Genomic DNA, 25336 nt, shown 5'->3' on the forward strand with positions numbered 1-25336 from the left:
TGAGACGATGGCTGAAAGAAGGATTATTCATATAGATATGGATTACTTTTTTGCACAAGTAGAAATGCGAGATAACCCTAAATTAAAAGGTAAACCTGTAATTGTAGGTGGTAAGGCAAGTACTCGTGGTGTGGTTTCTACTGCTTCTTACGAGGCTAGAAAATATGGGGTTCATTCTGCAATGCCAATGTCTCAAGCCCATAAATTATGTCCTAATGGATATTATGTAAGAGCAAGATTTGACGCTTATAGAGAAGCCTCTGCCGTGATAATGTCTATATTTAAAAGTTATACAGATATTGTAGAACCTATGTCATTGGATGAAGCGTATTTAGATATTACTCACCTTGTTAGACCTGACTTGTCTGCATCTAAAATCGCAACGTTTATTCGACGCGACATATTTGAACAAACTGGATTAACTTCTTCTGCAGGTGTATCGTATAATAAATTTTTAGCAAAATTAGCAAGTGGTATGAATAAGCCTAATGGCATGAAGGTTATCGATTATAATAATGTAAACGATATTTTAATGAATCTTGATATTGGTGACTTTCCAGGTGTGGGTAAAGCATCGAAAAAAGTCATGCATAACCATGATATATATACAGGTAAAGATTTGTATGATAAAACTGAATTTGAATTAATACATTGGTTCGGAAAAAGAGGTCGTGGCTTATATCTTAAAGCTCGAGGAATTGATCATAGTGAAGTAAAAGCAACGAGAGTGCGTAAATCCGTGGGTACTGAACGAACATTTTCAACTGATGTGAATGATGATGAAGAAATTTTACAAAAAATATGGGAACTATCTGGCAAGACTGCAGAACGTCTATCTAAGTTACAAAAATCAGGTAGCACCGTAACAGTTAAATTAAAAACGTATCAATATGAAACATTTTCCAAACAAAGAAGTTTGAGAGAGGCAGTAAGTAGAGATATTGATATATATAACGTAGCTTATGATTTGTATAACGATTTGAAGGATCCTGATGTTCCAATAAGGTTAATCGGTGTAACGGTTGGCAATTTAGAACAGTCAACATATGAGAATATGACGATTTATGATTTTATAGAAAGATAAAGGTTCATGATGACATTAGTAATTAAACTAAACCAGTAATTGCGATTCATATGGGTTAACCTTTATCTTTTAAATTTTTGCCATAAATTTGTAGCATACTTTGTAAATTGTCATAGTGTTTTAATAATCTAAACGTAATCATTGCACAAGCTTTAGCATCGTTGAGTGCATCATGATGACCGTGAAAATCTAATTTATAATGTTTCATTAAATGTTTTAGTCCGTAGCGATATGCATCAATTGTACGTTTAGCAAGTTGATATGAACAGAAGTAAATCATGGAGGGTGTTTCTATATTTAACTGTTTTAAACTTTGATGAAGTACATTCATATCAAAAGCAGCATTGTGAGCAACAACAGGTAATTTACCAATAAATTGCATCATATAAGGGAATACATATTCAAAACTGGGAGCATCATTCACGTCTTCAGGTGTAATACCGTGAACCTCAATATTCGTCTGAGAGAAATAATCAAAAGGGTTAACTAAAGTATAAAAAGATTCCACAATCTCATTGTTAACTACTTTGACCATACCAACTGAACAGATACTTGTACGTTTACCATTTGCAGTTTCGAAGTCTAATGCTATAAAGGCATTTTCCATTCCTAACACTGTCCTTTCAAGTATTGATTCTTTTATTTTAGCTAAAAATATAAATTTATTTCCAGAATGTTGCATTCATAAAATAAAAAAAGAGTAGAAATGAATTCATTTCGAATTCATTTCTACTCTTTTTTTATTTATGAGTCTTGAGAATAACTAGCATTATACCTTTTTGTGTATGTTAGTTACTTACAATGTACTAGGCAAGCAATAAAAATAGTTTGTCTCAATCATAATTAAACCTTGAGATAAAAGTTATTCTTCATCAAATGAACGAGCTGCTAATTCTTTTTCATATAAATATAAAGTATTGCAGTCATCACCAATACGATTTAAATAATCAATATGTGTTTCAAATGTTGATTCTTCTTCAACTTGCTCATCTAAGAACCAGTTTAAGAAAGAAATCGTAGCATAGTCTTTATCTTTTTGAGCTATTTCAGATAAATTGTAAAAACGACGAGTAACATCTTGTTCCTGTGCTAATCCATCTTTAAATGTTTCAAGGATAGATTTAAATTCAGTTTTAGGCGCTGGTATTGATTTAAATTCAGCATGTTCACCACGATCATTGATATAATCATAGATTTTTTTACCGTGGAAACGTTCTTCTTTAGCTTGTTGGATATAGAAGTTTGCGAAACCTTCATATGAAGCATCATCGCAATAAGCTGCCATTGCCATATAAGCATGAGCTGCGAAATATTCATGGTTCATTTGATCATTAAGTGCTTCTAACAAGTCTTTACTTAGCATAATTAAGTCACCTCTATTTAAGATTTTATAATTGATTTTGTCTTTGTTCATTAAAAGTATAACAAATCTATTCTCATTAGTAAATAATAATTATTATAATCTAGAATGTGACTTGTTATTTTTAATTGAGAATGTTTTTTGTTATACCCTTTACGTGTTATAATTATTCAAGTGATTTATATGAGGAGGAAGCACATGAGACAATGGACTGCAACGTACTTAGCGAAATTGGCTCGTAAGGCTAGTATCGCTGCCGGGAAAAAAGGTACAGATTTACCTGGACAAGTTGCCCGCAAAGTGGATCAAAATATATTAAGAAAATTAGCTGCACAAGTAGATGACATCGTTTTTATTAGTGGGACTAATGGTAAAACGACGACATCTAATCTTATAGGACATACATTAAAAGCAAATCGTATTGATATTATACATAATAATGAAGGTGCTAATATGGCAGCAGGTATCACATCTGCCTTTATCATGCAAAGCACTAAAAATACTAAAGTAGCGGTTATTGAAATCGATGAAGGATCTATTCCTCGAGTTTTAAAAGAAGTCACTCCATCAATGATGATATTTACTAACTTCTTCCGTGATCAAATGGATCGCTTTGGCGAAATAGATATAATGGTAAATAACATAGCTAAGTCAATTAGTAATAAAGGAATTAAATTGTTACTCAATGCAGATGATCCTTTTGTAAGTCGACTTAAAATAGCTAGTGACTCTATCGTTTATTATGGTATGAAAGCACACGCACATGAGTTTGAGCAAAGTACTATGAACGAGAGTAAGTATTGCCCAAATTGTGGCAAATTATTAGCATACGATTACATTCATTATAATCAAATCGGTCATTACCATTGTTCATGTGGATTCAAACGTGAATTACCTAAATATGAAGTTTCATCATTCACAGTATCTCCGTTCTTAGTATTAAATATAAATGAAACAACATTTAACATGAAAATTGCCGGAGACTTCAACGCTTATAATGCATTAGCTGCCTATACTGTGTTGAGAGAATTAGGGCTCAATGATGAGTCTATTCGAATTGGTTTCGAATCATATACTTCAGATAATGGTCGTATGCAATATTTTAAACTTAATCATAAAGAGGCTATGATTAATTTAGCTAAGAATCCTGCAGGTATGAATGCTAGTTTATCCGTAGGAGAACAGTTAGAAGGTAAAAAAGTATATGTCATTAGTCTAAATGATAATGCTGCTGATGGTCGTGATACTTCTTGGATTTATGATGCCGATTTCGAGAAATTAAGCGAACAAAATATTGAAACGATCATTGTTACTGGGACTCGAGCTGAAGAATTACAATTACGTCTGAAATTAGCCGAAATAAATGTTCCAATTATACTTGAAAAAGATATTTATAAAGCAACTGCAATGACAATGAATTATGAAGGTTTCACTGTAGCTATTCCTAACTACACATCTTTATCTCCAATGTTAGAACAACTTAATCGTTCATTTAAAGGAGGGCAATAAATATGAATGAATTAACCGTTTATCATTTTATGTCAGATAAATTAAATTTATATAGTGATATAGGAAATATTATTGCACTCAAACAAAGAGCAAAGAAACGTGGTATTCAATTAAATGTAGTAGAAGTTAACCAAACTGAAGGTGTGACGCTTGATAATTGTGATATCTTCTTTATTGGCGGTGGCAGCGATAGAGAACAAAGTATTGCTACTAAGGAATTAAGCAAGATAAAGACTACACTTAAAGATGCTATTGAAGATGGTATGCCAGGATTAACGATTTGTGGTGGTTATCAATTTTTAGGAACAAAATATATTACGCCTGATGGAACTGAACTTGAAGGTTTAGGTATCTTAGATTTCTATACTGAATCACGAACTGAACGATTAACTGGTGATATAGTAATCGAGAGTGATACATTTGGAACGATAGTTGGCTTCGAGAATCACGGTGGTCGAACACATCATAATTTTGGTACGTTAGGACATGTTACGGTTGGTTACGGTAATAATGATGATGATAAACAAGAAGGTATTCACTATAAAAATTTATTAGGAACATATTTACATGGACCTATCCTTCCAAAGAATCATGAACTGACTGATTATTTATTAGAAAAAGCCTGCGAACGTAAAGGTATGCCTTTTGAACCTAAACAATTAGATAACACTGAAGAAGAAGCGGCTAAAAGAGTTATTATAGAAAGATCATCAAAAAAATAACAAATATAATAAGCAATTAAAAATGACGTACCGGATCTATAGAAATTTTCCAGTACGTCACTTTTTATTTGTCATTATATCTACTATCTAATAATTTATAGATTAGAAGTATTTCATAAATGACATGACTTTTGATTTGATTCTGATCAAATTCTTCTAAGAGTTTGACAGAAGATTTAAGTGTTGATGCAGATGAGAGGTGAGGCTCAAAATGATTGCTTTTGATAATATTATTGACACTATTACTAATTTTAATAATAGCTATTTTTTCCTCAGGTGTAAAAACTAAATGTATGTGCTTAGGTAAATATATAATATTTGATAGGTGAGTAGCCAGTAATCTATCGATATAGGAACGGTTCGAAATATTTTTTAATCGTTTCCATTCATCTTCTTTGTTTTTATGATAATGTAATTCGTCTTTTTGATAGCCAGTTAAAGTTTCAGTCTTGTTTATAACACCCATCAACTTATTTAAAAGATCGTTACTATGATCAGAATCAAATTTTCCTAATAATAATTCGTTACATCTTGAAGAGAACAACTCATACATTTTATATTCGGATTGCGTTAAATTATCTTCAATTTGCTGATAATATTTAGGAGGCAGAACTATAAAATTGACCAATCCTGCTGTAACCAAACCGATTAATGCAGTTAATAATCTTGAAAAAAAGTTGAATAAATAGGCGTCGTGTATGCCAGGTATCATGGCAACCGATGTTAACACCGCAACAGTAGTACCAACTTGCAGGTTTAATTTAGTACAAACTAAGATAGTAAAAAGTGCACTAAACGTATACGTTAAAGCCGATTGGTCACCAAAAATAAAAGTAAAAAGTACAGCAAATAATGCACCAATTACCGTTGCGGGCAATCTTCTATAACCTTTTTTTAATGATGCCTTTGCAGTAGGTTCGATAGTTACAATAGCAGTTAATATAGCGAAGATTGGAGTGAGATCAAGCATCAAACAAAATAGCGATGTTAAAAAGGTCGCTAGGCCAGTTTTGATTGTTCTCGCTCCTATAATTTTCTTGTACCATTTATCCATATGATAAATCCTCTCGTTGTACGAAAATAACAATTATAATTTTATCTTTTAAACAGAAATTATTTTGCGCTTCATTTTTTGTATGTTTAGTATATCAAAATTTTTTTGGTATAATAAGATGTAATCACAATTTAAAAAGGAACGGGATATTATGATTGTAAAAACAGAAGAAGAATTACAAGCCTTAAAAGAGATAGGTTACATTTGTGCTAAGGTTAGAGATACTATGCAAGAAGCTACTAAACCTGGTATTACAACTAAAGAATTAGACAATATAGCTAAAGATTTGTTTGAAGAACATGGTGCTATTTCAGCACCTATTCATGATGAGAATTTCCCTGGGCAAACATGTATAAGTGTTAATGAAGAAGTAGCGCATGGCATTCCTGGCAAACGAATCATTCGTGAAGGAGATTTAGTTAATATAGATGTATCAGCTCTAAAAAATGGTTATTACGCTGATACAGGTATTTCTTTTGTTGTGGGTAAAGCAAGTGACCCACTTAAACAAAAAGTATGTGATGTTGCACTAATGGCATTTGAAAATGCAATGGCAAAAGTTAAACCTGGAACTAAATTAAGTAATATCGGTAAAGCAGTACATGCAACAGCACGTCAAAATGATTTAACTGTCATTAAAAATCTAACTGGGCATGGAGTAGGTCAATCACTACATGAGGCCCCTAACCATGTTATGAACTATTATGATCCTAAAGATAAAACTTTACTTAAAGAAGGGGTTGTAATTGCAGTAGAGCCATTTATTTCTTCTAAAGCAACTTTTGTAACAGAAGGTAAAAATGAATGGGCCTTCGAAACTAGAGATAAGAGTTTTGTCGCTCAAATTGAACATACGGTTATCGTTACTAAAGATGGACCATTATTAACTACAAAAATTGATTGATTTCATATTTAATTACTATTAATTAAAAATTCGATATATATAAATTAACCAGTAAATGAGATGACAACGCTCATTTACTGGTTTTTTAGTTTATACTAGTTAGTTTTATAAAGTTATTTACCTAATAATTTATAGACTTGTTTCTGCTGTTGTTTGCCATCTGGGTCTAGTTTGGTTTTAATTTTTGTGAAAGTTTCAGACCAATCAGACGTACGCGTTCTGATAGGTGGCTCTTTCATTTCAATTGTTTTTTAAATGACTTGCGCAACTTCATGTGAACTTTGAGAAACATCATGCCCATAATTTTCTTTAATACCACTTATATATGAATTGTATAAGTGCGTATATTCATCTTCTTGTATGCCACCAGTTTGAGTTAAGTGGTTCATAATGTTGGGCATAAATTCAGATTGGATGCCTCAGGGTTCAATAATAGTAAATTTAATATTGAATTCAGGTTGAATATAACTTGCTAAAGATTCTGTATAACCTTCAACACCAAACTTAGCGGCACAATATATTTCGTTGAAAGGTTATCCAACTAGGCCTCCAACTGACGAAATATTGATAACACGACCTTCTCTTTGTGATCTCATGATTGGTAATACAGCTTTGGTCATTCGAATAACACCCATTAAATTTAAATTAAGTTGCCAATTTATTTCTTCATCGGTTGTTTGTTCTGTAGTTTTATTAAAGCCGGCGCCAGCATTGTTAATCAAAATGTCTATGCGACCTTCTTCTTGTATAATGAATTCAACAGCAGATTTAATACTATCTAATTTTGTTACATCCAATTCTAAAATGATTAGGTCTACATTTCTTTTAGTCGTTTCATTTTTTTAATTTATTTATTTTTCTAAATTACGCATCGTGGCATATACTTGAAATCCTTTTTCAGCAAGCATGAGCGATGTTTCAAATCCTAGTCCTGATGAAGCGCCAGTAACTAGAGCAATAGTTTTATTCATAACATAATTTCCTTTGTGAAAGTCACTAAAGTATTAACTATTCTACGAATAATGTCAAAGAAATGAATCTATTAAGACCATCGTTGTTCAACTTTGCCAAATTTCCAAATTAAAATAGAAATGAGCCAACTGATAATAAATAAAATCACTAAAATATAACCTATATTATCAAATTGTATGTTTTCAATAAATTCCCAGAAAGAACCTTTTAATTGAAGCTTATCAACTAGTATTTGTAGTAATTCAACAGTGCCAATTAATAGCGTAGCGATAACAGATATAGCAGTAATTGTAATATTGTAATAAATTTTTCGAATAGGATTGAAGAATGCCCAATTATAAGCAGAAATCATAAGTATACCATCTAATGTATATAGCAAACTCATTCCGGAAGCAAACAATATAGATAAAGATATTATACCTACGAATGAAATTGCTTGCTGTGATGCACCTGAAGATAAAGCTAGCAATGATATTTCACTAGCAGTATCAAATCCTAAAACAAATAGAAAGCCTGGTGGCAAGACATGCCAACTATGACTAATAAATTTAAAGTATGGTCCGACCATACGAGAAACAAAGCCACGTGTATCTAATAAATCATTTAACTTTTCATCATTAATTTTGTCTTTGCGAAACTTTAAAAATAAAGTTATTAAAGAAATTAATATCATTAGATTTAATATACCTATGATAAATAAAAATGTTCCTGAAACGAGAGTGCCAATAATTCCACCAATTTCTTGAAAGTGGGGTAATGCATTTTTAGCCCATTAATTGAAATGCCTAAAAAAACAGCCAAAAAAAAGACTACTGTAGAATGTCCAATTGAGAAGTAGGAACCTACACCTACTGGATTACGTTATTGTTGGATTAATTTACGCACTGTATTATCAATAGCATCTATATGGTCTGCATCAAAAGCGTATCGAAGTCCTAATGATGTATAAGCAAGTAATCTCATACCAAGTAGTAAATGATTAGTATTTGCTAAATAGAGGAGGCCAAACCCAGAATGTGAAGTGAATCACAATAAGTACATAAGGAAGCCAATTAAGACGATGTGTGTTAATCATTGATGTTACTTTCGTTCAAAAATAAATATAATTAATCATACACCTGTTTAAGTTGAAAATAAAATTTGAGGTATAACTTACATGAATTTTATATAAATTCTATAGAAATAATAAACATCGTACTAAAGTATGAGAGTAAGATGGTCCTAGAGCCTATATGAGTTTGAGTCACTCTAAACTATAATTGAGCTTAATCAAGGACGAGGTGGTTCTATGAATTATATGGACTTATATTTACAACACTTTCTTAAAGTAGTTATTAAACGAAACATTAATGATTACAAAATCAGTTTAGATCAAAAATTAAAGAGTATTGAAAATTACATTGAATATTTAAAAGAAAAGAAAGCGCAAATGAATAAGTTAATTGACAGTTTAACTGCAACATTAGAAAATAAATATATTGATATTACTAATACGTATAATATTAAACATGCACAAGAAATTAATAATTATGAAATTGAAGGTCTTAAAAGACAGCTTGATCTATTTGAAGCCTATTGTGCAAAAATTGAAGCGGATATTCATCGTTGCTCTAAAGAAAAGATCACAACACAAGGCCAATGTGACATAATTGAACAAATGAGTGTAGTAGCTTAATTGAAAGGAATAGGAGGCGACACATTGACTCGAAAATATATATCGACAGAGTTATTAATCGTATTTACGGCATTAATGATTATTGCCAATTTTTATTACATCTTTTTTGAGAAAATAGGCTATCTATTTGTATTACTTTTAGGATGTATATTAGTTTATGTAGGCTACCTTTACTTTCATAAAGTAAGGGGTCTCTTAGCGTTTTGGATAGGTGCATTGCTTATTGCATTTACTTTATTGTCGAATAAATATACCATCATAATATTATTTGTCTTTCTAGTTATCGTAATCATTAGATATCTCATTTTTAAGTTTAAACCTTTAAAAGTGATTGCTTCAGAAGATGAAGTTACATCCCCTCAATTTATTAAACAAAAGTGGTTTGGAGAGCAACGCACACCAGTATATGTTTATAAATGGGAAGATGTACAAATCCAACATGGTGTTGGTGATATACACGTTGATATGACAAAAGCTGCAAATATTAAAGAGAATAATACAATAGTAGTAAGACATATTTTAGGGAAAATTCAGTTAGTGGTACCATTGAATTATAATATTAATTTACACATGGCTGCTCTATATGGAAATGCTTATTTAAATGGCCAATCGTATAAAGTTGAAAATAATCATATCCAAGTTGAAGAGAAGCCTAAAGAAGAGAATTATAATGTCAATGTTTATGTTTCAACATTCATAGGAGATGTTGAGGTGATTTATCGATGAACCACTACTTAAGAGCTATCGGTTCAATGCTTATACTAGTTTATAGCATGTTAACCGCGTTCTTATTTATAGATAAAGTATTTGTTAATATTATCTATTTCCAAGGTATGTTTTATACTCAAATTTTTGGGATACCTGTTTTTCTATTTTTAAATTTAGTCATCATTTTACTTTGTATTATTGTAGGTTCAATTCTCGCATATAAAATTAATCAACAAAATCAGTGGATTAAGTCACAAATTGAACATGCCATTGAAGGAGAAACAGTAGGTATTAATGATCAAAATATTGAGCTTTATAACGAAACCATAGACCTTTATCAAACATTAGTTCCGCTAAATCAAGAGTTGCACCGTTTACGAATGAAAACGCAAAACTTAACTAATGAAAATTACAATATGAATGATGTCAAAGTTAAGAAAATCATTGAGGATGAACGACAGAGATTAGCTCGCGAGTTACACGACTCTGTAAGTCAACAACTTTTTGCAGCAAGTATGATGTTATCTGCAATAAAAGAAACAAAGTTAGAGGCACCGCTTGATCAACAAATACCAGTTTTAGAGAAAATGGTTCAGGAGTCTCAACTTGAAATGCGCGCATTATTACTTCATTTAAGACCTTTAGGTCTAAAAGATAAATCACTAGGTGAAGGTATCAAAGATTTAGTTATTGATTTGCAAAAGAAAGTGCCTATGAAAGTCATACACGATATTCAAGATTTCAAGGTGCCTAAAGGTATAGAAGATCATTTATTTAGAATTACACAAGAGGCTATATCAAATACGTTAAGACATTCAAATGGAACTAAAGTCACAGTGGAATTATTTAACCAACAAGATTATCTATTACTTCGAATTCAAGACAATGGTAAAGGATTCAATGTTGACGAGAAATTAGAGCAAAGTTATGGATTAAAAAATATGAGAGAACGCGCATTAGAAATTGGTGCGACATTCCATATTGTATCGTTACCGGATTCTGGAACGAGAATAGAAGTTAAAGCACCGTTAAATAGGGAGGATGATAATAATGACGATTAAAGTTTTGTTCGTTGATGACCATGAAATGGTTAGAATTGGGATATCAAGTTATCTATCAACACAATCTGACATTGAGATAGTTGGAGAAGGGGAATCTGGTAAAGATGCCATTGCAAAAGCTCATGAATTAAAACCTGATTTAATTCTTATGGATTTATTAATGGATGACATGGATGGCGTTGAAGCAACTACTCAAATCAAAAAAGGTTTGCCACATATTAAAGTTGTAATGTTAACTAGTTTTATTGAAGATAAAGAGGTATATAGAGCATTAGATGCTGGTGTAGATAGCTATATTTTAAAAACGACTAGTGCTAGTGATATAGCCGACGCAGTACGCAAAACTTATAATGGTGAATCTGTATTTGAACCTGAAGTTTTAGTTAAGATGCGTAACAGAATGAAGAAACGTGCAGAATTATATGAAATGCTGACTGAGCGTGAAATGGAAATTTTATTATTAATTGCAAAAGGGTATTCAAATCAAGAAATAGCGAGTGCTTCTCATATTACAATTAAAACCGTTAAAACTCATGTAAGTAATATATTGAGTAAATTAGAAGTACAAGATAGAACACAAGCCGTAATTTATGCATTCCAACATAATTTGATTCAATAAAAAAGGTTGAGGCGATAAACCGTTGCCTCAACCTTTTATTAATTTAATTAGTAATTAAACACTTATTTTTTATTATCATCGTCATTATTAGTAAATTTATCTTTAATTTTCTCAGTTAATGAAGCATCTTCTTCTTGTTTATCTTTTGGATCTTTATCGACTTTATAGTCTTCATCTTTGCCAGTAGCTGTATGTTTATATTCATAAGTAGTATCTTCATTAAAGTGATTCTGGTTATTATCATCATGGTCGAGCGCTGCTTCTTCAGGAGTTTGTCCTTTAATAACATGTTTCTGATGGATGATTGCATTAATTTCAGCACCAATAATAATGATAAAACTTGTTAAATATAACCAAATTAATAAGATAATAATACCTGCGATACTGCCATAAGTCTTAGAGTAGTTTCCAAAATTTGAAATGTAGAAACCAAATGCGAAAGACCCAAGTAACCAGATAACTGATGTAAATATAGCTCCTGGTAATACTGATTTTAGTTTAGTTTTAACGTTTGGAGCTACTGAGTATAGAATTGTAAATAGAATCAAAATAATAATTAATGGTAATACAACTCTAATTAAACTAAAGATCCATTTAACTTGACTATCTAATCCAAGAGGACCGAATAAGAAATGAGCAATAACTGACCCCATAGTAGGTAATGCCATGGCAAGTAAAAATACGACGCCTAACACAATTGTGAAAATAACACTTAGTATCTTTAAAAGAATACCATTTCTATTATCTTCAACATCATAAGCTACATTGAATGAATTCATAATTGCAGTCATACCATTTGAAGCTGACCAAATTGCTAAGATTAACCCGATAGAAAGTAAACCGCCACTAGAATTTTTAGTGACATCGCTAATTACATCTTTAATAAGACTTGATGTGTCAGCAGGTGCATTACTTAATAAACCGGTGATTTGGCTTTGATCTAAGTTAAATAATGGTAACAATGTTAATAGGAAAATTAACATTGGGAACATAGCTAATACAAAATGATAAGTCATTTGTGCTGCTAAGCCTGAAGCGTCATCTTTGCCTATTCGATAAATTAAATAAGAAAGAAAATTAGAATTTTTTGTATACTTAGCTGGTTTGTTTAACCGTGAAACGAAAAAGACTTGATTCTCTTTTTTTGGTTCTTTAGATTGAAATTCTTGAGGCTCTACATATGTACGATCAACATTAATTTTATCTTGATTCTTCTCTTGCTCGTCTTTAATAGAGTTAAGATACTTCGAGTTTGATTTATTTTCTTTTGACATAACAATCTCCTTTGCTTTAACCACATACATTAATTTAAATAGTAAAATAAGCGGGACAGAAACCTGTTATATAATAAAGATTTCATTGTCCCGCCTTACTATGAGTGAAAAACAAAAATAATATTTTACTTATCACTTTCAGTTAGTTTTTATTTTAACTAAAGTTATAAAAGAGATTTAGCTAAAATAAACAATCAATTATTGACCAATGCGGTTATTCTTACGTTCAACGAAAGTATCTTTAGCATCTTTAATTGATTTTTCTAATTCTGGGTTATTGCGACGAATTTCTTCAATTGTATCTTTCCAATATAAAACTTCGTCTTTAATAGAATTGAATTTAGAAGGTTTGCGTGTACGATTACCTTCTTTAACATCTTTTACAGATTGAATTAAAGCGTTACGTGTTGATTTGTCAGCTAAAGTAGCAGCACCACCAACAATAGCGCCAATTAAAATACCAGGAATTAATTTGTTTTCCATTTTATTTACCCCTCTTTCAAATTTGCATCTTTGACGATGAAATCAATTAGATTGTCACAAGATGATTGTACCATTTCATATACACCTTCAAAATTATTAGTGTAATAAGGATCTGGCACATCACTCTCTTCCATGTTACTAAATTCGAGCAATTTGAACAATTTTCCTTTTATATTAAGATTGATGTATTGGATATTATCAACATTGCTCTGATCCATAGCAATAATATAATCAAAATCATCACTTGATTCAAATAACTCACTAATCATACCATCAAAAGGTATATTATGGCGATTAAGAATATCTTGAGTACCTTCATGAGGAGGTTCTCCAAGGTTCCATTTACCTGTTCCTCTTGAGTAAACGTTAACGCCTGAAATGTTTCTATCTATCAAACGTTGACGCATGATTGCTTCAGCCATAGGAGAGCGACATATATTTCCTAGACATACAAATGCTACATCTACCATACTCTATTCCCCCTAATTAATCCTATATAAACCATTTTATAGTTATTTTAAAATTTTATAAAGACATAATAATACTATATCCAATAAAAGTTTGTTAAATTATCATACTTTGATAGAATATTGTATTAAAGAGGTGATAACGTGAGTCAAAATAATAATGAAACAATGATTGCAGATATTAGAAAAAAATTAAATATTGTTAATCAAGGTTTGTTAAATCCGGATAAATTTAAAAATGCCAATCAGCAAGATATAGAAGAAATTCATAATTTTGTTATGTCTAAAGATTCTTTTTCGCCAAGCGAAGTTACAGCAATTGCTGATGAGTTGGGGAACTTACGTCAAGATTAGGGAGGATGATGATATGACTTCATTAAGTTATAACGAGAAATTACAACAGTATGCAGAATTATTAGTTAAAATAGGTATGAATGTACAACCTAAACAACCTGTTTTTATTAGATCTTCAGTTGATGCCGTCGATTTAACACGTTTAATTGTTGAAGAATCATATAAAGCTGGAGCTTCAGACGTAAAAGTAAATTATTCAGATTCTAAATTAAATAGACTTAAATTTGAGTATGAATCAGTAAATTACTTTGAAAATCATGCAGTTAAATCGTATGAAGTAGATGAACGAATGGATTATGCTAATCGTGGCGCTGCAAATTTAGCTTTACTTAGTGGTGATCCAAACTTGCTAAATGGTATAGACCCTGAAAAACTCAAAGCCAATCAAATGAGTTATAGTCAAGCATTCAAAGGATATATGGAAGGAAGTCAAAAGAATAAGTTTCCATGGGTTGTTGCTGCTTTTCCTTCTAAAGATTGGGCTAGACGTGTTTATCCAGATTTAGATGAAGAAATTGCATTAGAGAAGTTTATTGATGAAGTGTTTGATATCGTAAGAATTGACGGTAACGATCCTATTGAAAATTGGAAAAAACATATAGAAAACTTAAGTGTACATGCTAAATTGATGCAAGAAAAAAATTATAAAGCGTTACATTATCAATCCGAAGGGACAGACTTAGTTGTAGGACTTCTTAAAGGACATATTTGGGAAGATGCTACGAGCTATGTTAATGGCAATCAACAAGCTTTTATAGCTAATTTACCAACTGAAGAAGTTTTTACAGCACCTGATCGTAACAACGTTAATGGATATGTAACAAACAAACTACCATTAAGTTATAATGGTACAATTATCGATGGCTTTACATTAACGTTTAAAGATGGACAAATCGTAGATTTCAAAGCGGATAAAGGTGAAGATGTGCTTAGAGATTTGATCAATACTGATGAGGGTTCTAAGCGACTAGGAGAAGTCGCTTTAGTACCTGATGATTCTCCAATTTCAAATCGTAATACTATTTTCTACAACACGTTATTTGATGAAAACGCATCATGTCATTTAGCCATTGGTTCGGCATATGGCTTTAATGTTGAAGGTGGTACTGAAATGACGACTGAAGAAAAAATTGCTAGTGGTCTTAATGATTCAAATGTCCATGTTGACTTCATGATAGGAAGTGCAGATTTAACGATTTATGGAATTAAACAGGATGACACTAAAGAATTAGTGTTTAAAAACGGCAATTGGGCTCAATAAAAATAGAAATTAAAATAAAAGGGGTATAACGCATGTCAAATTCTCAAGGTATTCGTAAATCAATGTCTGAATCAAAAAGTTATAAAGCTAAACAAGTATTTCCTCAAGACACCAATCATCACCATACAATGTTTGGTGGTTCATTGATGGCTAACATAGATGAAATTGCAGCCATTACTGCAATGAAACATGCTAATGCCCAAGTAGTTACAGCATCAACTGATTCTGTAGATTTTTTAAGACCAATCAAAACAGGAGATATTACTTCTTATGAAGCGATGGTTAGTTATGCAGGTACAAGTTCAATGGAAGTTTGTGTTCAAATAATTATTGAAGATGTATTAAATAAAGAAAGACATTTAGCAGCCTTAAGTTTCTTAACTTTTGTTGCATTAGATGATAATGGTAAGCCAGTCCAAGTACCAGATGTCTATCCAGAATCAAAAGTTGAAAAATGGTTCTATGAAAGTGCGCCTAAGCGTGTACAACGTAGAAAAGATAGAAGAGAAGAAAGTAAAAATACTATTGAATTTTTATCAAATGCACAACATATTGAAGAATTATAAATCACGGACAAGTTAAACGTTGTAACTAGTATATTATAATTCTCATAAAACAGAACTAAGCACCACATAAAATTATTCTAAAACTCACTTTATGAGGTGCTTATTTTATAGATATATGTGAATTATTGATGCTTAACTAAAAATATTTTCTGTGTGCATTTCTATTTCTTTCTGTTTGAAATCAGTGTTTGGATAATACATGTTTTTCACTAATACATTAGGGCCTAAACAATGAAATGCCTCACAATGACAATTTAAAGATTTTGCTAAATCTGAAGTGAGCCATTTATTAAATACATCAGTCAATTTGTCTGTTTTTATATTTGAGATGGTACCATTTTCATCTCCAAAGTCTGTTACAATGACATCTCCGCTAAACACATTTACATTTAAGCGACTTCGTCCATCTGGATCATTTCGTGTTGTCACATTTTTTGCATCTCTTAAGCGTTGTAATAGTGCTTGATCATTTTCGTCATTAATACATGGATAGATAGGTAACGTACCAAACAGCATCCATACATTCTCATCTCGAATATCTAATAAATGATGAATTGCTTGTTTCATTTCTTTTAGAGAAAGAACATTTAATTGACTTGCGAAATCTGCTGGGTACATAGGATGAACTTCATGACGACTGCATTTCATATCATTAACGATTTCTTTATGAATTTTATCTAAGTAAGGTAAAGTACTCTGATTTAACATCGTTTCAGCTGAAACAAACATACCTTGACTTGATAGGGTACTCGCATTATCTAACATCTGTTCATATAATTTTAATTTTGCTTTTAAAGGTGGTTGTTTTTTCATGGCGCCAAAGCCAACATCAGTAAATTCTTGTATAGTTCCCCAATTATGTGAAATGTGCATAACATCTATGTATTCCGCGATATCTAAATAACGATCTTGAGGCAACGTTAAATTAGAATTCATTTGAACATAAATACCTCGATCTTTCGCGTATTTTAATAAGGGTTTAACGATATTTTTAATTGATTTCTTTGAGAACATTGGTTCGCCACCCGTGATTGACATTGTTCTTAATTGAGGTATTTCATCTAAACGACGATAAATAATATCCATAGGTAATGCATCAGGATCTTTTGTTTGTAATGTATAACCAACTGCACAATGGCTACATCTCATATTACATAGCGTTGTGGTTGTAAATTCTATATTACTCAACGTCAACTGTCCGTAATCTTCAATATCGTTATAAGCTTCCCAAGGATCATTTGAAATTGAAATGGATTTTTTCTGATTTGTCATCCACATATTTATTACTCCTAAACTAAAAAAATTCCTCTATTCGTTGCAAAAGTACAGTAAACATTATTAAGATTATATCCCTTTTTGTCAAATTCTGTTAGGATAAAATTAACGTATTGTTAAATAAAATCATATAAAAAAGGAGAAACATTTATGAATGAACAACAAACAATGGAACAAATTAAAACGAGATTATCAAAATTCTTAGAAGATATTGATCATGTTAATCCTGATGAAGTAAGTGTTGAAGACATTGATGAATGGATTGGGTTACTAGATCAATTAGAAGAAAAAGTAAAGCAAGTGTCTAACTAAATAATAACCGGTTAAGTTCAACTATGTTTAATATCCTTCTATTTCGTCTATATAATAAATATAATTCGAACAAGAAAGGTGATTAGTACATGACTAAAAAAGTAGCAATTATCTTATCAAATGAATTTGAAGATATTGAATTAACTAGCCCTAAAGAAGCAATTGAAGAAGCTGGTTTTGAAACAGAAATCATTGGTGATACTGCAAATGCTGAAGTAGTAGGTAAGCATGGTGAAAAATTTACAGTAGACGTAAGTATTGCTGATGCTAAACCAGAAGATTATGATGGACTTCTAATACCAGGTGGATTCTCACCAGACCATCTTCGCGGAGATGCAGAAGGTCGATATGGTACGTTTGCTAAATACTTCACTAAAAATGATGTTCCAGCATTTGCAATTTGTCATGGACCTCAAATTTTAATTGATACTGATGATTTAAATGGACGTACGCTAACAGCTGTACTTAATGTACGTAAAGATTTATCAAATGCTGGTGCAAACGTAGTAGATGAATCAGTTGTAGTTGATAAAAATATCGTAACTAGTCGTACACCAGATGACTTAGACGATTTTAATAGAGAAATTGTTAAACAACTTCAAGCATAAATCTTGTTGATGTAAAGCTTGAATATTATTCGATATAATCTAATACGTCAATTTTACAAATTCGCAATATTTAATGAACTGAGAAGAGACTTTAATATGTCTCTTCTCAGTTCTTTTTTTATTCAAAATTTAGTTATAGTAATTTAATGACTTAACTTCAGATATTGGTCTCATAGTCATATATTCTCATACACCTTGGGACCGATTTTTCGCTTTAAGTATGGCTTATTATAAGAACTACTGTTAAACTCTCAAATATAGAGTGAGTTTAAGTAAAGGAGCTACCGCATGAAAAGAAGCCAAAGAATGAACAACTCGCCTGAGAGACATTCACAATACCGTAATGAACCACATTACAATACGTATTATCAACCTATAGGTAAACCACCTAAAAAGAAAAAGAGTAAACGCATATTTTTACGTCTGTTTATTATATTTATCATCATATTTGCATTGTTTATCGGATTAATGTATTACTTATCTTCTAGAGCAAATGTTGATGACCTTAAAACTATTGAAAATAAAAGCAGTTATGTATCTGCAGACAATATGCCTGATTATGTAAAAGGTGCATTTATTTCAATGGAAGATGAACGTTTTTATAAACACCACGGTTTTGATGTAAAAGGTACAACACGAGCATTGTTTTCAACGATAGGGGATAGAGATGTTCAAGGTGGAAGTACAATTACGCAACAAACTGTGAAAAATTATTATTATGATAATGAACGTTCTTTCACTAGAAAATTAAAAGAATTGTTTGTAGCACATAAAGTAGAACAACAATATAGTAAAAATGAAATATTGAGCTTCTATTTAAATAACATTTATTACGGTAGCGATCAATATACAATCGAAAGTGCCGCCAATTACTATTTTGGTACGACAGTAAATAAAAATAGTGATAGTATGTCTCAAATTACAGTATTACAAAGTGCGATATTAGCTAGTAAGGTCAATGCACCTAGTGTTTATGATATAAGTAATATGTCTGATAACTTTAAAAATAGAATTAAAACAAACCTTGAAAAAATGAAACAACAAGAATATATATCTGATAGCCAATATCAAGAGGCATTAAGTCAACTAAATAACTATTGAATTGTTTTGCATGCGTATATACAAAATTCGTAATTATAATTTAGTCTTCATAAAGTAGTCATAATATAAATGAACTTTATGAGGACTTTTTATATAGGTAAAACATTTTGTGTAACGCGATAAGTGATATAAAATAATGGTTGTTAGAATATTTTAAACTGAATGAGTTAATAGAGAACATATTTAGAAGTTAAGGTGGTGGGTATATGACTAAAATAACGAAAATAGAAGTACAAAAGAATAACAAAGAGCGATTTAATTTATTCTTGGATGAAGCATTTGAAATGGGAATAGATATCGATACACTTGTAAAGTTTAATTTAAAAAAAGGTCAAATTCTTGAGCCATCAGATATGGAGAATATTCAAAAGTATGAGCATTATCGTTTAGGTATTAATATGGCAATTCAATACTTATCATATAAAAAAAGAACTGAAAAAGAAGTGAGACAACACTTGCAACAAAATGAAATAAGTGACATAGCAATCCAACAAGTTATAGATTATTGTTACAAAGAATCGTATATTAACCATGAAGATTATGCTGAAAGCTTAAAGAATACCATGATAAACACTACTGACAAAGGTCCTGAAATTTATAGACAGAAATTATATCAAGTTGGAATTGAACCTAATATTATAAATACATATGTTCCGATTTACGAAGAAGAGCAATCATTTGAAGCGGTAATTGAAGTTGCCAAAAAAGTTATGAAAACTAAAAAAGGCCCTGAAATTAAAATACGTCAAAAGGTACTTCAAAGTCTGATTCAAAAAGGATATTCTATGGATGTTGCACAACAGGCAATAGCTGAATTAAATTTTGAACAAGATGAAAATATATTAGATGATTTATTGCAAAAAGATCTTGAAAAAGTATATACAAAACAAAGGCGTAAGTACGACGGACAACAATTAGTAATGAAGACGATAGAGTCACTTATGAGAAAAGGATATAAATATGATAAAATTAAATTAAAATTAGAAGAAAGTGGTATTTCTGATGAATGATAAAAAGCTAAGTGAAATGTCTGAGCAAGAATTAAGACATGAAATACAAACATATAAAGAAAAAATGCGTAAAGCTGAAATGAATGGCATCATGAATGAGTACGATGTATATCAAAGTAAAGTCATCATTGCTGAAAGTTACTTAGTCGATCGTACTAAGGTAGTGCTTGGTAGAATGTATAAACTTAATGATGGAAGCGACCAATACTTCAAAGTCGAACGATTAAAAGGTGTATTTGCATGGGGATATAGAATTAATAGTAAGACCCCTGAAGAAGGATTGCCACTCGCTTTATTAAAAATTTAGAAGGATGTAACATGAATGGGAAGTTCAATAGTCTTAAAAATGCTCAATGTCACGCATTATTATAGAAGTAAGAAAAATAGAAAGTGGTATTTACCATTTGGTTATGCCGCAGAAGACATAGAATTAAACAATATTTCACTACATATATATCAAGGTGAGGCTTTAGCTATTATTGGCGAGCCAGGGGCTTCTAAAACTTTATTAGGTAGGATAATGGCTGGTGACATTAAACCTGATAGAGGTAAAATTAATAAATCGGTCTCTACTTATTATGGTGATATAAAAGACAAACATTTAATACATATAACAGTGCGACAATATGTAAAAGAAATTCAAAGATTATTTTCTTACGAAACAACATCGCACAGTGTTGATCAAATTATCAAATTTGCACATTTAGATGATAAGTCTACGTTTAATATAAATATGCTTAGTCACTCTGATTTTGCACAATTAATCTTAAGCATTGCACGTGTATGTCGAAAAGAATTGATTATTTTAAACCATATCATTGAACATCTTGATGAAGACTTTTTAGAGAAAGCAAAACAATTATCGAAAGACTATGTTAACGATAATAATTCGTTAGTATTCATCGATAATGATCTTGAAAAAGTTGAAAAAGTAAGTAATTATGTAGCATGGATTTCACATGGGCAAGTGAGGATGGAAGGTTCACTAAATCAAGTTTTACCTGTGTTTAAAGAACATGAGCAAGATCGAATGAGTATAGGAAATGATGAAGAACAGCAAAATTTTGATTTAGATTGGAAAGAAAGTCGTAGCCGACTCCCTGAAATGAGCTATAACTTTAAAAGAGTAGAAAGATATAGACATGCGAAAGTTCCTGATTTTGTCGTGAGGTTTTGGACAATTTTGATTGCAAGCTTGATTTGTTTGGCCATCGTTGGAGCATTAGTCATTAACAACATTGGGCGCTTTGATGTTCCTATAATTGAAGCTCAAAAGAAAGTTGAAAATAAAGACCCATTTGAGGAAAAATTGGCATATGGAATCGTATTAGACGACTCGATAACGTTAAATGGTGATTCTAATACAAAAGTTCCTAAATACGCATTTTTAACAATAACAGGTGAAAATTCAAAAAAATATCGTGTTAATATCGATAATCAAGATTATGTTGTAGAAAAACATAAACTACAATATTTTAACCCAGCAGCTTTATATGAGTCGCATTCATTTAAAAAATTATCTCCATATATGAAATCAAATTATAGTAATTTTGTAGATTATTATAATAGCCATTTACATAAAAAACATGATCAAGTTAAAAAATCACTTGTTCCCGATAAGGATTCTAGATATGTTGTAGGCGTAACGCAACAACCAGTAGAATTGTTATTTAATGATCAAGACAAATTAACAGGATTTGTTTTTCCAATAATTAATAAAGATGAACTTAAAGATAAATATCATATTAATCAAGATATATGGATTGTTAAGTCAGGTGATGGATATTTTATCGCAGATATGAAAAATAGTAAGTGGATATACATTGAATTGTAGGTGTAAAAATGATAGATAACATTTTATTATATATAAAACTTTTCCCATCACTAATAAAGTTTACTAAGCAACGTATAATAGATACTTGGAAATGGTTTGCAATTCTCTTAATTGTTGAACTTGTCTTAGTATTAATAGCACTAATTATGCTGTCGTTTATCGAGATTGAAGATCTTAGTAAAGCTAGGTGGTTATATAGAATTTTTGCTATGATTACATTTGCTACAATGTTTGCGACAATTTTTAAATCTTTTAAAGAGTATAGTCAAGATTATTTAATAACTAAGTCGTTCCAATCAACACCATTGATAACTACAGTTGCGAACACACTTATCGGAAGTTCTGTTTGTTGTATATTATCAATTATTACTTTATTGTTTAAACCAGTGAATTTCGATGCATCTTTCATTGCATTTATTGTATTTTATATAATGATGATTCTATTTATAATATTCATATCTGTTACTTTAGGATTGTTAGATATTATATATAAAAATATGACTATGATATTCTTGTTAGCTGTAGTTATAAACTTTTTTATAGTGCCTATTATTTTTATTCCTTCTGCAAATGAGAATTTAATGATTCAATTGTTAAAGTTAAATCCTCTGTTTTATTTAATTGATGGATTAGCGACTTCTACGATTTATGGCGAAGTGAATATGTATAATATTTCATATCATATCTATTTCATTTTAATAATAGTAACGATTGGAGCAATTAATTTTATGCTTATGAGATATGTAGCACATTCAAAATATAAATACTCCTCTAATATAATTTCGACAAAAAATAAATAAAAGAGTGAATCAGAATCATAGTGTCGTTTATGGTTCTGCTTCACTCTTTTTAAAATTTAATTAGAATATAATTTTTTTTGTAATTTTTCTTCAGTGAAAACCCATCCTATATATGAGTGATCTATATTGTTATCATTATCGACATGTGCTATTGCTGCAAAACTATAGTGACCTTTATTTAAATAGCGTAAATCTATTAGACGAACTTCTGTGGTGTCGTCATCCAGCTTACGAGTTTGCCATCGATAAATTGATGAGAAGTTCAGAAATGTTCTAATGTCTTTATTACTTTTAATCTGCCAGAGTAAAGTGTCTGGAGAAAATTTTTGTCGTTTAACTTTATCACTAAAGACAACATATCGACCAAATGCTCTTCCAACATAATCATGTTCTTCAGTTTGAATAGCAACGCGCCACTCCATGAATTTCATCGTAGGTGCCACAAATATTTTAACAGGATTATGTTGTGCTTTTATCTGGCTTAATGCTTGCTTTTTAATGATATTCTGCATTTTGAAACGAATAATATAATAAATGATGAGTATACCAATAATTGGAAAGAATACTATGAATGGATGTACACCGAATAACCAAACGACAATCCCTACACAAAGTATAATAAATATGATTGGATCGAATGTATTAATAACACTTAATTGAATCCACTTGTTTGTGAGTGGACGCAAAGCTTGAGTACCATAAGAATTAAATATATCAACAAACACATGTAAAAATACTGCTAACTGTGCCCATAACCATATATGCGTTGTATCTACTCCTGGGAATAAAACATAAATAATAAATGTGATCAGTATAGGCCACAAAATTGTAAATGGTATAGAATGAGTGATACCACGATGGTGAGAAATATATGTGGCGTTATTTTTCAATTTTAAAACGGTGTCACCATCTGGAATTAACGATCCGGCAATTAAGGTTGTAGCAGTAGCTGCCATAGTATTTGCCATAGCTGGATCTTGACTAGCTAGAGCAGTTAATCCAACACCTATTGCTATATGCGTGGCTGTATCCATAACGTTCACTCTTTTCATGTTAATTTAATATATATTATAATCTAAAAATTGAAATAACGAAATTAAGAAACTTATTAAAATACTATTAGTTTGCTATAAACCGATTAGATGAAATAAATAATGAGATTGGAAAGGATGTAAATATGTTAAATGTATCTACATTTAAAAAGAATTTAATACAGTGGTTTAATGAAAATCAAAGAGAAATGCCTTGGCGTGAGACTTCTAATCCATATTATATTTGGTTGAGTGAGGTTATGCTTCAACAAACGCAAGTTAAAACCGTTATTGACTACTATCATAAGTTTATTAGCCGTTTTCCAACCATAGAAGACTTGAGTCAGGCAAATGAAGATGAAGTGCTTAAATATTGGGAAGGTTTAGGTTATTATAGCCGTGCACGTAACTTTCATACTGCTGTAAAAGAAGTGGTATATGAATACAATGGCGTTGTTCCTTCAACACCAGATCAATTTGGAAAACTTAAAGGCGTTGGTCCATATACACAAGCAGCTGTATTGAGTATAGCGTTTAATAAACCTTTAGCAACCGTTGATGGTAATGTCTTTCGAGTATGGTCTAGATTAAATAATGATCAAAGAGATATTAAATTGCAATCAACACGAAAGGCATATGAAACAGAATTACAGCCCTATGTTTATCATCATTCTGGTACTTTCAATCAAGCAATGATGGAATTAGGCGCATTAGTTTGCACACCTAAGAATCCGTTGTGCTTATTCTGTCCTGTTCAAGACAATTGCAGTGCATTCAAAGAAGGGACTGTGTTAAATCTACCAGTAAAAACTAAAAACATAAAGAAGAAAACGATTCAGCAACATGTGTTTTTAGTTAGAAATGCAAAAGGGGAATATTTAATTGAGCAACGACAAGAGCGATTGTTAAATGGTATGTGGCAATTTCCCATGTTTGAAGCACCAAATGCATTGGAACAATTAGAGAATAAATTAGGAATGTCACTATCGATAGCTGGGGAAATAGTATTTAAACTTAAACATCAATTCACTCATATGACTTGGGATATTAGTGTATATAGTGTAATTGAGACAGTATCTATTTCTAAAAAAATGATGGAAGACTATAAACTTGAGTGGATGAATTTAAATCGCCGTGATGAATATACATTACCTGTATCAATGGATAAAATATATAATTATATAAATGGTTGAAAACATAAATTTATAGGTGATTTTTGGAGGCTATATTAAAAATAGTAACGCATTTTTAAAGAGTTAATTAAAATTATGATATAATCTAAAGTGCGAAAA

28 protein-coding genes and 2 pseudogenes are annotated in these 25336 nt (G+C 30.9%); 19 read left to right on the forward strand and 11 right to left on the reverse strand.

Annotation, left to right across the window (positions count from 1 at the left end):
• The first annotated feature begins 7 nt into the window (after nt 1–7).
• Complete coding sequence (gene dinB / locus BB045_RS10210; RefSeq protein WP_070441554.1) at nt 8–1084, forward strand: DNA polymerase IV; 1077 nt, start codon at nt 8–10, stop codon at nt 1082–1084.
• Between the two features lie 55 nt (nt 1085–1139).
• Here dinB and BB045_RS10215 read toward each other — a convergent pair whose 3' ends face one another.
• Both BB045_RS10215 and ftnA read right to left on the reverse strand, forming a co-directional pair.
• Entirely contained in the window at nt 1140–1691 is a 552-nt protein-coding gene (locus BB045_RS10215; RefSeq protein ID WP_037551142.1) for a 3'-5' exonuclease, read from the reverse strand.
• 255 nt (nt 1692–1946) lie between these two features.
• On the reverse strand, nt 1947–2447 hold the full coding sequence (ftnA, locus tag BB045_RS10220) for an H-type ferritin FtnA (protein ID WP_011275365.1): 501 nt from the start codon (nt 2445–2447) through the stop codon (nt 1947–1949).
• A gap of 195 nt (nt 2448–2642) precedes the next feature.
• Between ftnA and murT the strand changes: the two genes are divergently transcribed.
• Complete coding sequence (gene murT, locus BB045_RS10225; protein ID WP_053025086.1) at nt 2643–3953, forward strand: lipid II isoglutaminyl synthase subunit MurT; 1311 nt, start codon at nt 2643–2645, stop codon at nt 3951–3953.
• Nucleotides 3954–3955: 2 nt separating this feature from the next.
• On the forward strand, nt 3956–4675 hold the full coding sequence (gene gatD / locus BB045_RS10230) for a lipid II isoglutaminyl synthase subunit GatD (RefSeq protein ID WP_053025085.1): 720 nt from the start codon (nt 3956–3958) through the stop codon (nt 4673–4675).
• A 64-nt stretch (nt 4676–4739) separates the two neighbouring features.
• Here the strand turns inward: gatD and BB045_RS10235 are convergent, their stop codons facing one another.
• On the reverse strand, nt 4740–5729 hold the full coding sequence (locus BB045_RS10235) for an FUSC family protein (RefSeq protein WP_070441561.1): 990 nt from the start codon (nt 5727–5729) through the stop codon (nt 4740–4742).
• Between the two features lie 151 nt (nt 5730–5880).
• Here BB045_RS10235 and map point away from each other — a divergent pair, with 151 nt between their 5' ends.
• The gene (gene map, locus BB045_RS10240) at nt 5881–6633 is read left to right on the forward strand and encodes a type I methionyl aminopeptidase (RefSeq protein WP_053025476.1); all 753 of its coding nucleotides are present in this window, start codon (nt 5881–5883) and stop codon (nt 6631–6633) included.
• Nucleotides 6634–6884: 251 nt separating this feature from the next.
• Here map and BB045_RS12460 read toward each other — a convergent pair whose 3' ends face one another.
• From BB045_RS12460 to BB045_RS10250, 3 genes and pseudogenes are all read right to left on the reverse strand, one after another.
• A complete protein-coding gene (locus BB045_RS12460) occupies nt 6885–7034 on the reverse strand; it encodes a hypothetical protein (protein WP_245151289.1) in 150 nt (49 codons plus the stop codon).
• Nucleotides 7035–7166: 132 nt separating this feature from the next.
• Nucleotides 7167–7604, reverse strand: a pseudogene (locus BB045_RS12465) (SDR family NAD(P)-dependent oxidoreductase).
• A 71-nt stretch (nt 7605–7675) separates the two neighbouring features.
• A pseudogene (locus BB045_RS10250) lies at nt 7676–8680 on the reverse strand (HoxN/HupN/NixA family nickel/cobalt transporter).
• 213 nt (nt 8681–8893) lie between these two features.
• Here BB045_RS10250 and BB045_RS10255 point away from each other — a divergent pair.
• From BB045_RS10255 to vraR, 4 genes are read left to right on the forward strand one after another with little or no spacing between them, the layout of a single operon-like run.
• On the forward strand, nt 8894–9280 hold the full coding sequence (locus BB045_RS10255; protein ID WP_053025474.1) for a hypothetical protein: 387 nt from the start codon (nt 8894–8896) through the stop codon (nt 9278–9280).
• 24 nt (nt 9281–9304) lie between these two features.
• Complete coding sequence (vraT, locus tag BB045_RS10260) at nt 9305–10006, forward strand: cell wall-active antibiotics response protein VraT (RefSeq protein ID WP_053025472.1); 702 nt, start codon at nt 9305–9307, stop codon at nt 10004–10006.
• Nucleotides 10003–11049 (forward strand): sensor histidine kinase VraS, encoded by a 1047-nt coding sequence (gene vraS, locus BB045_RS10265; RefSeq protein WP_053025471.1) that lies wholly within the window; start codon nt 10003–10005, stop codon nt 11047–11049. Before vraT ends, vraS begins: the two co-directional genes overlap by 4 nt.
• Nucleotides 11039–11668 (forward strand): response regulator transcription factor VraR, encoded by a 630-nt coding sequence (gene vraR / locus BB045_RS10270; protein ID WP_053025469.1) that lies wholly within the window; start codon nt 11039–11041, stop codon nt 11666–11668. The genes vraS and vraR overlap by 11 nt, the downstream gene beginning before the upstream one ends.
• Nucleotides 11669–11730: 62 nt before the next feature.
• Here vraR and BB045_RS10275 read toward each other — a convergent pair whose 3' ends face one another.
• The 3 genes from BB045_RS10275 to BB045_RS10285 all read right to left on the reverse strand — a co-directional run bounded on the left by BB045_RS10275 (nt 11731) and on the right by BB045_RS10285 (nt 13895).
• On the reverse strand, nt 11731–12942 hold the full coding sequence (locus BB045_RS10275) for a YihY/virulence factor BrkB family protein (protein WP_053025467.1): 1212 nt from the start codon (nt 12940–12942) through the stop codon (nt 11731–11733).
• Between the two features lie 198 nt (nt 12943–13140).
• Nucleotides 13141–13425 (reverse strand): YtxH domain-containing protein, encoded by a 285-nt coding sequence (locus tag BB045_RS10280; RefSeq protein ID WP_053025464.1) that lies wholly within the window; start codon nt 13423–13425, stop codon nt 13141–13143.
• A 5-nt stretch (nt 13426–13430) separates the two neighbouring features.
• On the reverse strand, nt 13431–13895 hold the full coding sequence (locus BB045_RS10285) for a low molecular weight protein-tyrosine-phosphatase (RefSeq protein ID WP_075140740.1): 465 nt from the start codon (nt 13893–13895) through the stop codon (nt 13431–13433).
• Between the two features lie 141 nt (nt 13896–14036).
• On the opposite strand from BB045_RS10285, the gene BB045_RS10290 reads away from it, so the two are divergent.
• The 3 genes from BB045_RS10290 to BB045_RS10300 are packed head-to-tail and all read left to right on the forward strand — an operon-like array spanning nt 14037 to nt 16073.
• The gene (locus BB045_RS10290; RefSeq protein WP_011275380.1) at nt 14037–14246 is read left to right on the forward strand and encodes a DUF1128 domain-containing protein; all 210 of its coding nucleotides are present in this window, start codon (nt 14037–14039) and stop codon (nt 14244–14246) included.
• Between the two features lie 13 nt (nt 14247–14259).
• Nucleotides 14260–15507, forward strand: coding sequence for an aminopeptidase (locus BB045_RS10295; protein WP_075140741.1), 1248 nt, complete (start codon nt 14260–14262; stop codon nt 15505–15507).
• Nucleotides 15508–15539: 32 nt separating this feature from the next.
• On the forward strand, nt 15540–16073 hold the full coding sequence (locus BB045_RS10300) for an acyl-CoA thioesterase (RefSeq protein WP_011275382.1): 534 nt from the start codon (nt 15540–15542) through the stop codon (nt 16071–16073).
• Nucleotides 16074–16205: 132 nt separating this feature from the next.
• Here BB045_RS10300 and yfkAB read toward each other — a convergent pair whose 3' ends face one another.
• Nucleotides 16206–17345, reverse strand: coding sequence for a radical SAM/CxCxxxxC motif protein YfkAB (gene yfkAB, locus BB045_RS10305; RefSeq protein WP_178377507.1), 1140 nt, complete (start codon nt 17343–17345; stop codon nt 16206–16208).
• A 153-nt stretch (nt 17346–17498) separates the two neighbouring features.
• Between yfkAB and BB045_RS12045 the strand changes: the two genes are divergently transcribed.
• From BB045_RS12045 to BB045_RS10335, 7 genes are all read left to right on the forward strand, one after another.
• Nucleotides 17499–17660 carry an SE1561 family protein gene (locus BB045_RS12045; protein WP_011275386.1) on the forward strand — a complete coding sequence of 54 codons (162 nt, stop codon included), beginning with the start codon at nt 17499–17501 and terminating at the stop codon, nt 17658–17660.
• 89 nt (nt 17661–17749) lie between these two features.
• A complete protein-coding gene (locus BB045_RS10310) occupies nt 17750–18268 on the forward strand; it encodes a type 1 glutamine amidotransferase domain-containing protein (protein WP_053025458.1) in 519 nt (172 codons plus the stop codon).
• A 288-nt stretch (nt 18269–18556) separates the two neighbouring features.
• The gene (gene sgtB, locus BB045_RS10315; RefSeq protein WP_053025456.1) at nt 18557–19369 is read left to right on the forward strand and encodes a monofunctional peptidoglycan glycosyltransferase SgtB; all 813 of its coding nucleotides are present in this window, start codon (nt 18557–18559) and stop codon (nt 19367–19369) included.
• 206 nt (nt 19370–19575) lie between these two features.
• On the forward strand, nt 19576–20379 hold the full coding sequence (gene recX, locus BB045_RS10320) for a recombination regulator RecX (RefSeq protein WP_053025454.1): 804 nt from the start codon (nt 19576–19578) through the stop codon (nt 20377–20379).
• Nucleotides 20372–20686 (forward strand): YfhH family protein, encoded by a 315-nt coding sequence (locus BB045_RS10325; protein WP_053017412.1) that lies wholly within the window; start codon nt 20372–20374, stop codon nt 20684–20686. The genes recX and BB045_RS10325 overlap by 8 nt, the downstream gene beginning before the upstream one ends.
• A 15-nt stretch (nt 20687–20701) precedes the next feature.
• Complete coding sequence (locus BB045_RS10330) at nt 20702–22213, forward strand: ATP-binding cassette domain-containing protein (protein ID WP_053025451.1); 1512 nt, start codon at nt 20702–20704, stop codon at nt 22211–22213.
• A gap of 8 nt (nt 22214–22221) precedes the next feature.
• Nucleotides 22222–23013, forward strand: coding sequence for a hypothetical protein (locus tag BB045_RS10335; protein ID WP_053025449.1), 792 nt, complete (start codon nt 22222–22224; stop codon nt 23011–23013).
• Between the two features lie 56 nt (nt 23014–23069).
• Here the strand turns inward: BB045_RS10335 and BB045_RS10340 are convergent, their stop codons facing one another.
• Complete coding sequence (locus BB045_RS10340) at nt 23070–24047, reverse strand: metal-dependent hydrolase (RefSeq protein WP_053025447.1); 978 nt, start codon at nt 24045–24047, stop codon at nt 23070–23072.
• Between the two features lie 143 nt (nt 24048–24190).
• On the opposite strand from BB045_RS10340, the gene mutY reads away from it, so the two are divergent.
• The gene (gene mutY / locus BB045_RS10345) at nt 24191–25237 is read left to right on the forward strand and encodes an A/G-specific adenine glycosylase (protein ID WP_075140742.1); all 1047 of its coding nucleotides are present in this window, start codon (nt 24191–24193) and stop codon (nt 25235–25237) included.
• Nucleotides 25238–25336: the final 99 nt, after the last annotated feature.

It is taken from the genome of Staphylococcus sp. MB377, assembly GCF_001922505.1.
GTDB lineage: Bacteria > Bacillota > Bacilli > Staphylococcales > Staphylococcaceae > Staphylococcus > Staphylococcus haemolyticus.

Coding starts and splice junctions, on each gene's coding strand:
- yfkAB (WP_178377507.1), bottom strand. CDS start 17,345: ATGACAAATCAGAAAAAATCCATTTCAATTTCAAATGATCCTTGGGAA.
- mutY (WP_075140742.1), top strand. CDS start 24,191: ATGTTAAATGTATCTACATTTAAAAAGAATTTAATACAGTGGTTTAAT.
- dinB (WP_070441554.1), top strand. CDS start 8: ATGGCTGAAAGAAGGATTATTCATATAGATATGGATTACTTTTTTGCA.
- BB045_RS10340 (WP_053025447.1), bottom strand. CDS start 24,047: ATGGATACAGCCACGCATATAGCAATAGGTGTTGGATTAACTGCTCTA.
- murT (WP_053025086.1), top strand. CDS start 2,643: ATGAGACAATGGACTGCAACGTACTTAGCGAAATTGGCTCGTAAGGCT.
- BB045_RS10275 (WP_053025467.1), bottom strand. CDS start 12,942: ATGTCAAAAGAAAATAAATCAAACTCGAAGTATCTTAACTCTATTAAA.
- BB045_RS12045 (WP_011275386.1), top strand. CDS start 17,499: ATGAATGAACAACAAACAATGGAACAAATTAAAACGAGATTATCAAAA.
- BB045_RS10255 (WP_053025474.1), top strand. CDS start 8,894: ATGAATTATATGGACTTATATTTACAACACTTTCTTAAAGTAGTTATT.
- BB045_RS10325 (WP_053017412.1), top strand. CDS start 20,372: ATGAATGATAAAAAGCTAAGTGAAATGTCTGAGCAAGAATTAAGACAT.
- vraS (WP_053025471.1), top strand. CDS start 10,003: ATGAACCACTACTTAAGAGCTATCGGTTCAATGCTTATACTAGTTTAT.
- BB045_RS10310 (WP_053025458.1), top strand. CDS start 17,750: ATGACTAAAAAAGTAGCAATTATCTTATCAAATGAATTTGAAGATATT.
- gatD (WP_053025085.1), top strand. CDS start 3,956: ATGAATGAATTAACCGTTTATCATTTTATGTCAGATAAATTAAATTTA.
- vraR (WP_053025469.1), top strand. CDS start 11,039: ATGACGATTAAAGTTTTGTTCGTTGATGACCATGAAATGGTTAGAATT.
- BB045_RS10280 (WP_053025464.1), bottom strand. CDS start 13,425: ATGGAAAACAAATTAATTCCTGGTATTTTAATTGGCGCTATTGTTGGT.
- ftnA (WP_011275365.1), bottom strand. CDS start 2,447: ATGCTAAGTAAAGACTTGTTAGAAGCACTTAATGATCAAATGAACCAT.
- BB045_RS10330 (WP_053025451.1), top strand. CDS start 20,702: ATGGGAAGTTCAATAGTCTTAAAAATGCTCAATGTCACGCATTATTAT.
- BB045_RS12460 (WP_245151289.1), bottom strand. CDS start 7,034: ATGCCCAACATTATGAACCACTTAACTCAAACTGGTGGCATACAAGAA.
- map (WP_053025476.1), top strand. CDS start 5,881: ATGATTGTAAAAACAGAAGAAGAATTACAAGCCTTAAAAGAGATAGGT.
- BB045_RS10300 (WP_011275382.1), top strand. CDS start 15,540: ATGTCAAATTCTCAAGGTATTCGTAAATCAATGTCTGAATCAAAAAGT.
- BB045_RS10215 (WP_037551142.1), bottom strand. CDS start 1,691: ATGGAAAATGCCTTTATAGCATTAGACTTCGAAACTGCAAATGGTAAA.
- BB045_RS10335 (WP_053025449.1), top strand. CDS start 22,222: ATGATAGATAACATTTTATTATATATAAAACTTTTCCCATCACTAATA.
- BB045_RS10295 (WP_075140741.1), top strand. CDS start 14,260: ATGACTTCATTAAGTTATAACGAGAAATTACAACAGTATGCAGAATTA.
- BB045_RS10235 (WP_070441561.1), bottom strand. CDS start 5,729: ATGGATAAATGGTACAAGAAAATTATAGGAGCGAGAACAATCAAAACT.
- recX (WP_053025454.1), top strand. CDS start 19,576: ATGACTAAAATAACGAAAATAGAAGTACAAAAGAATAACAAAGAGCGA.
- sgtB (WP_053025456.1), top strand. CDS start 18,557: ATGAAAAGAAGCCAAAGAATGAACAACTCGCCTGAGAGACATTCACAA.
- BB045_RS10285 (WP_075140740.1), bottom strand. CDS start 13,895: ATGGTAGATGTAGCATTTGTATGTCTAGGAAATATATGTCGCTCTCCT.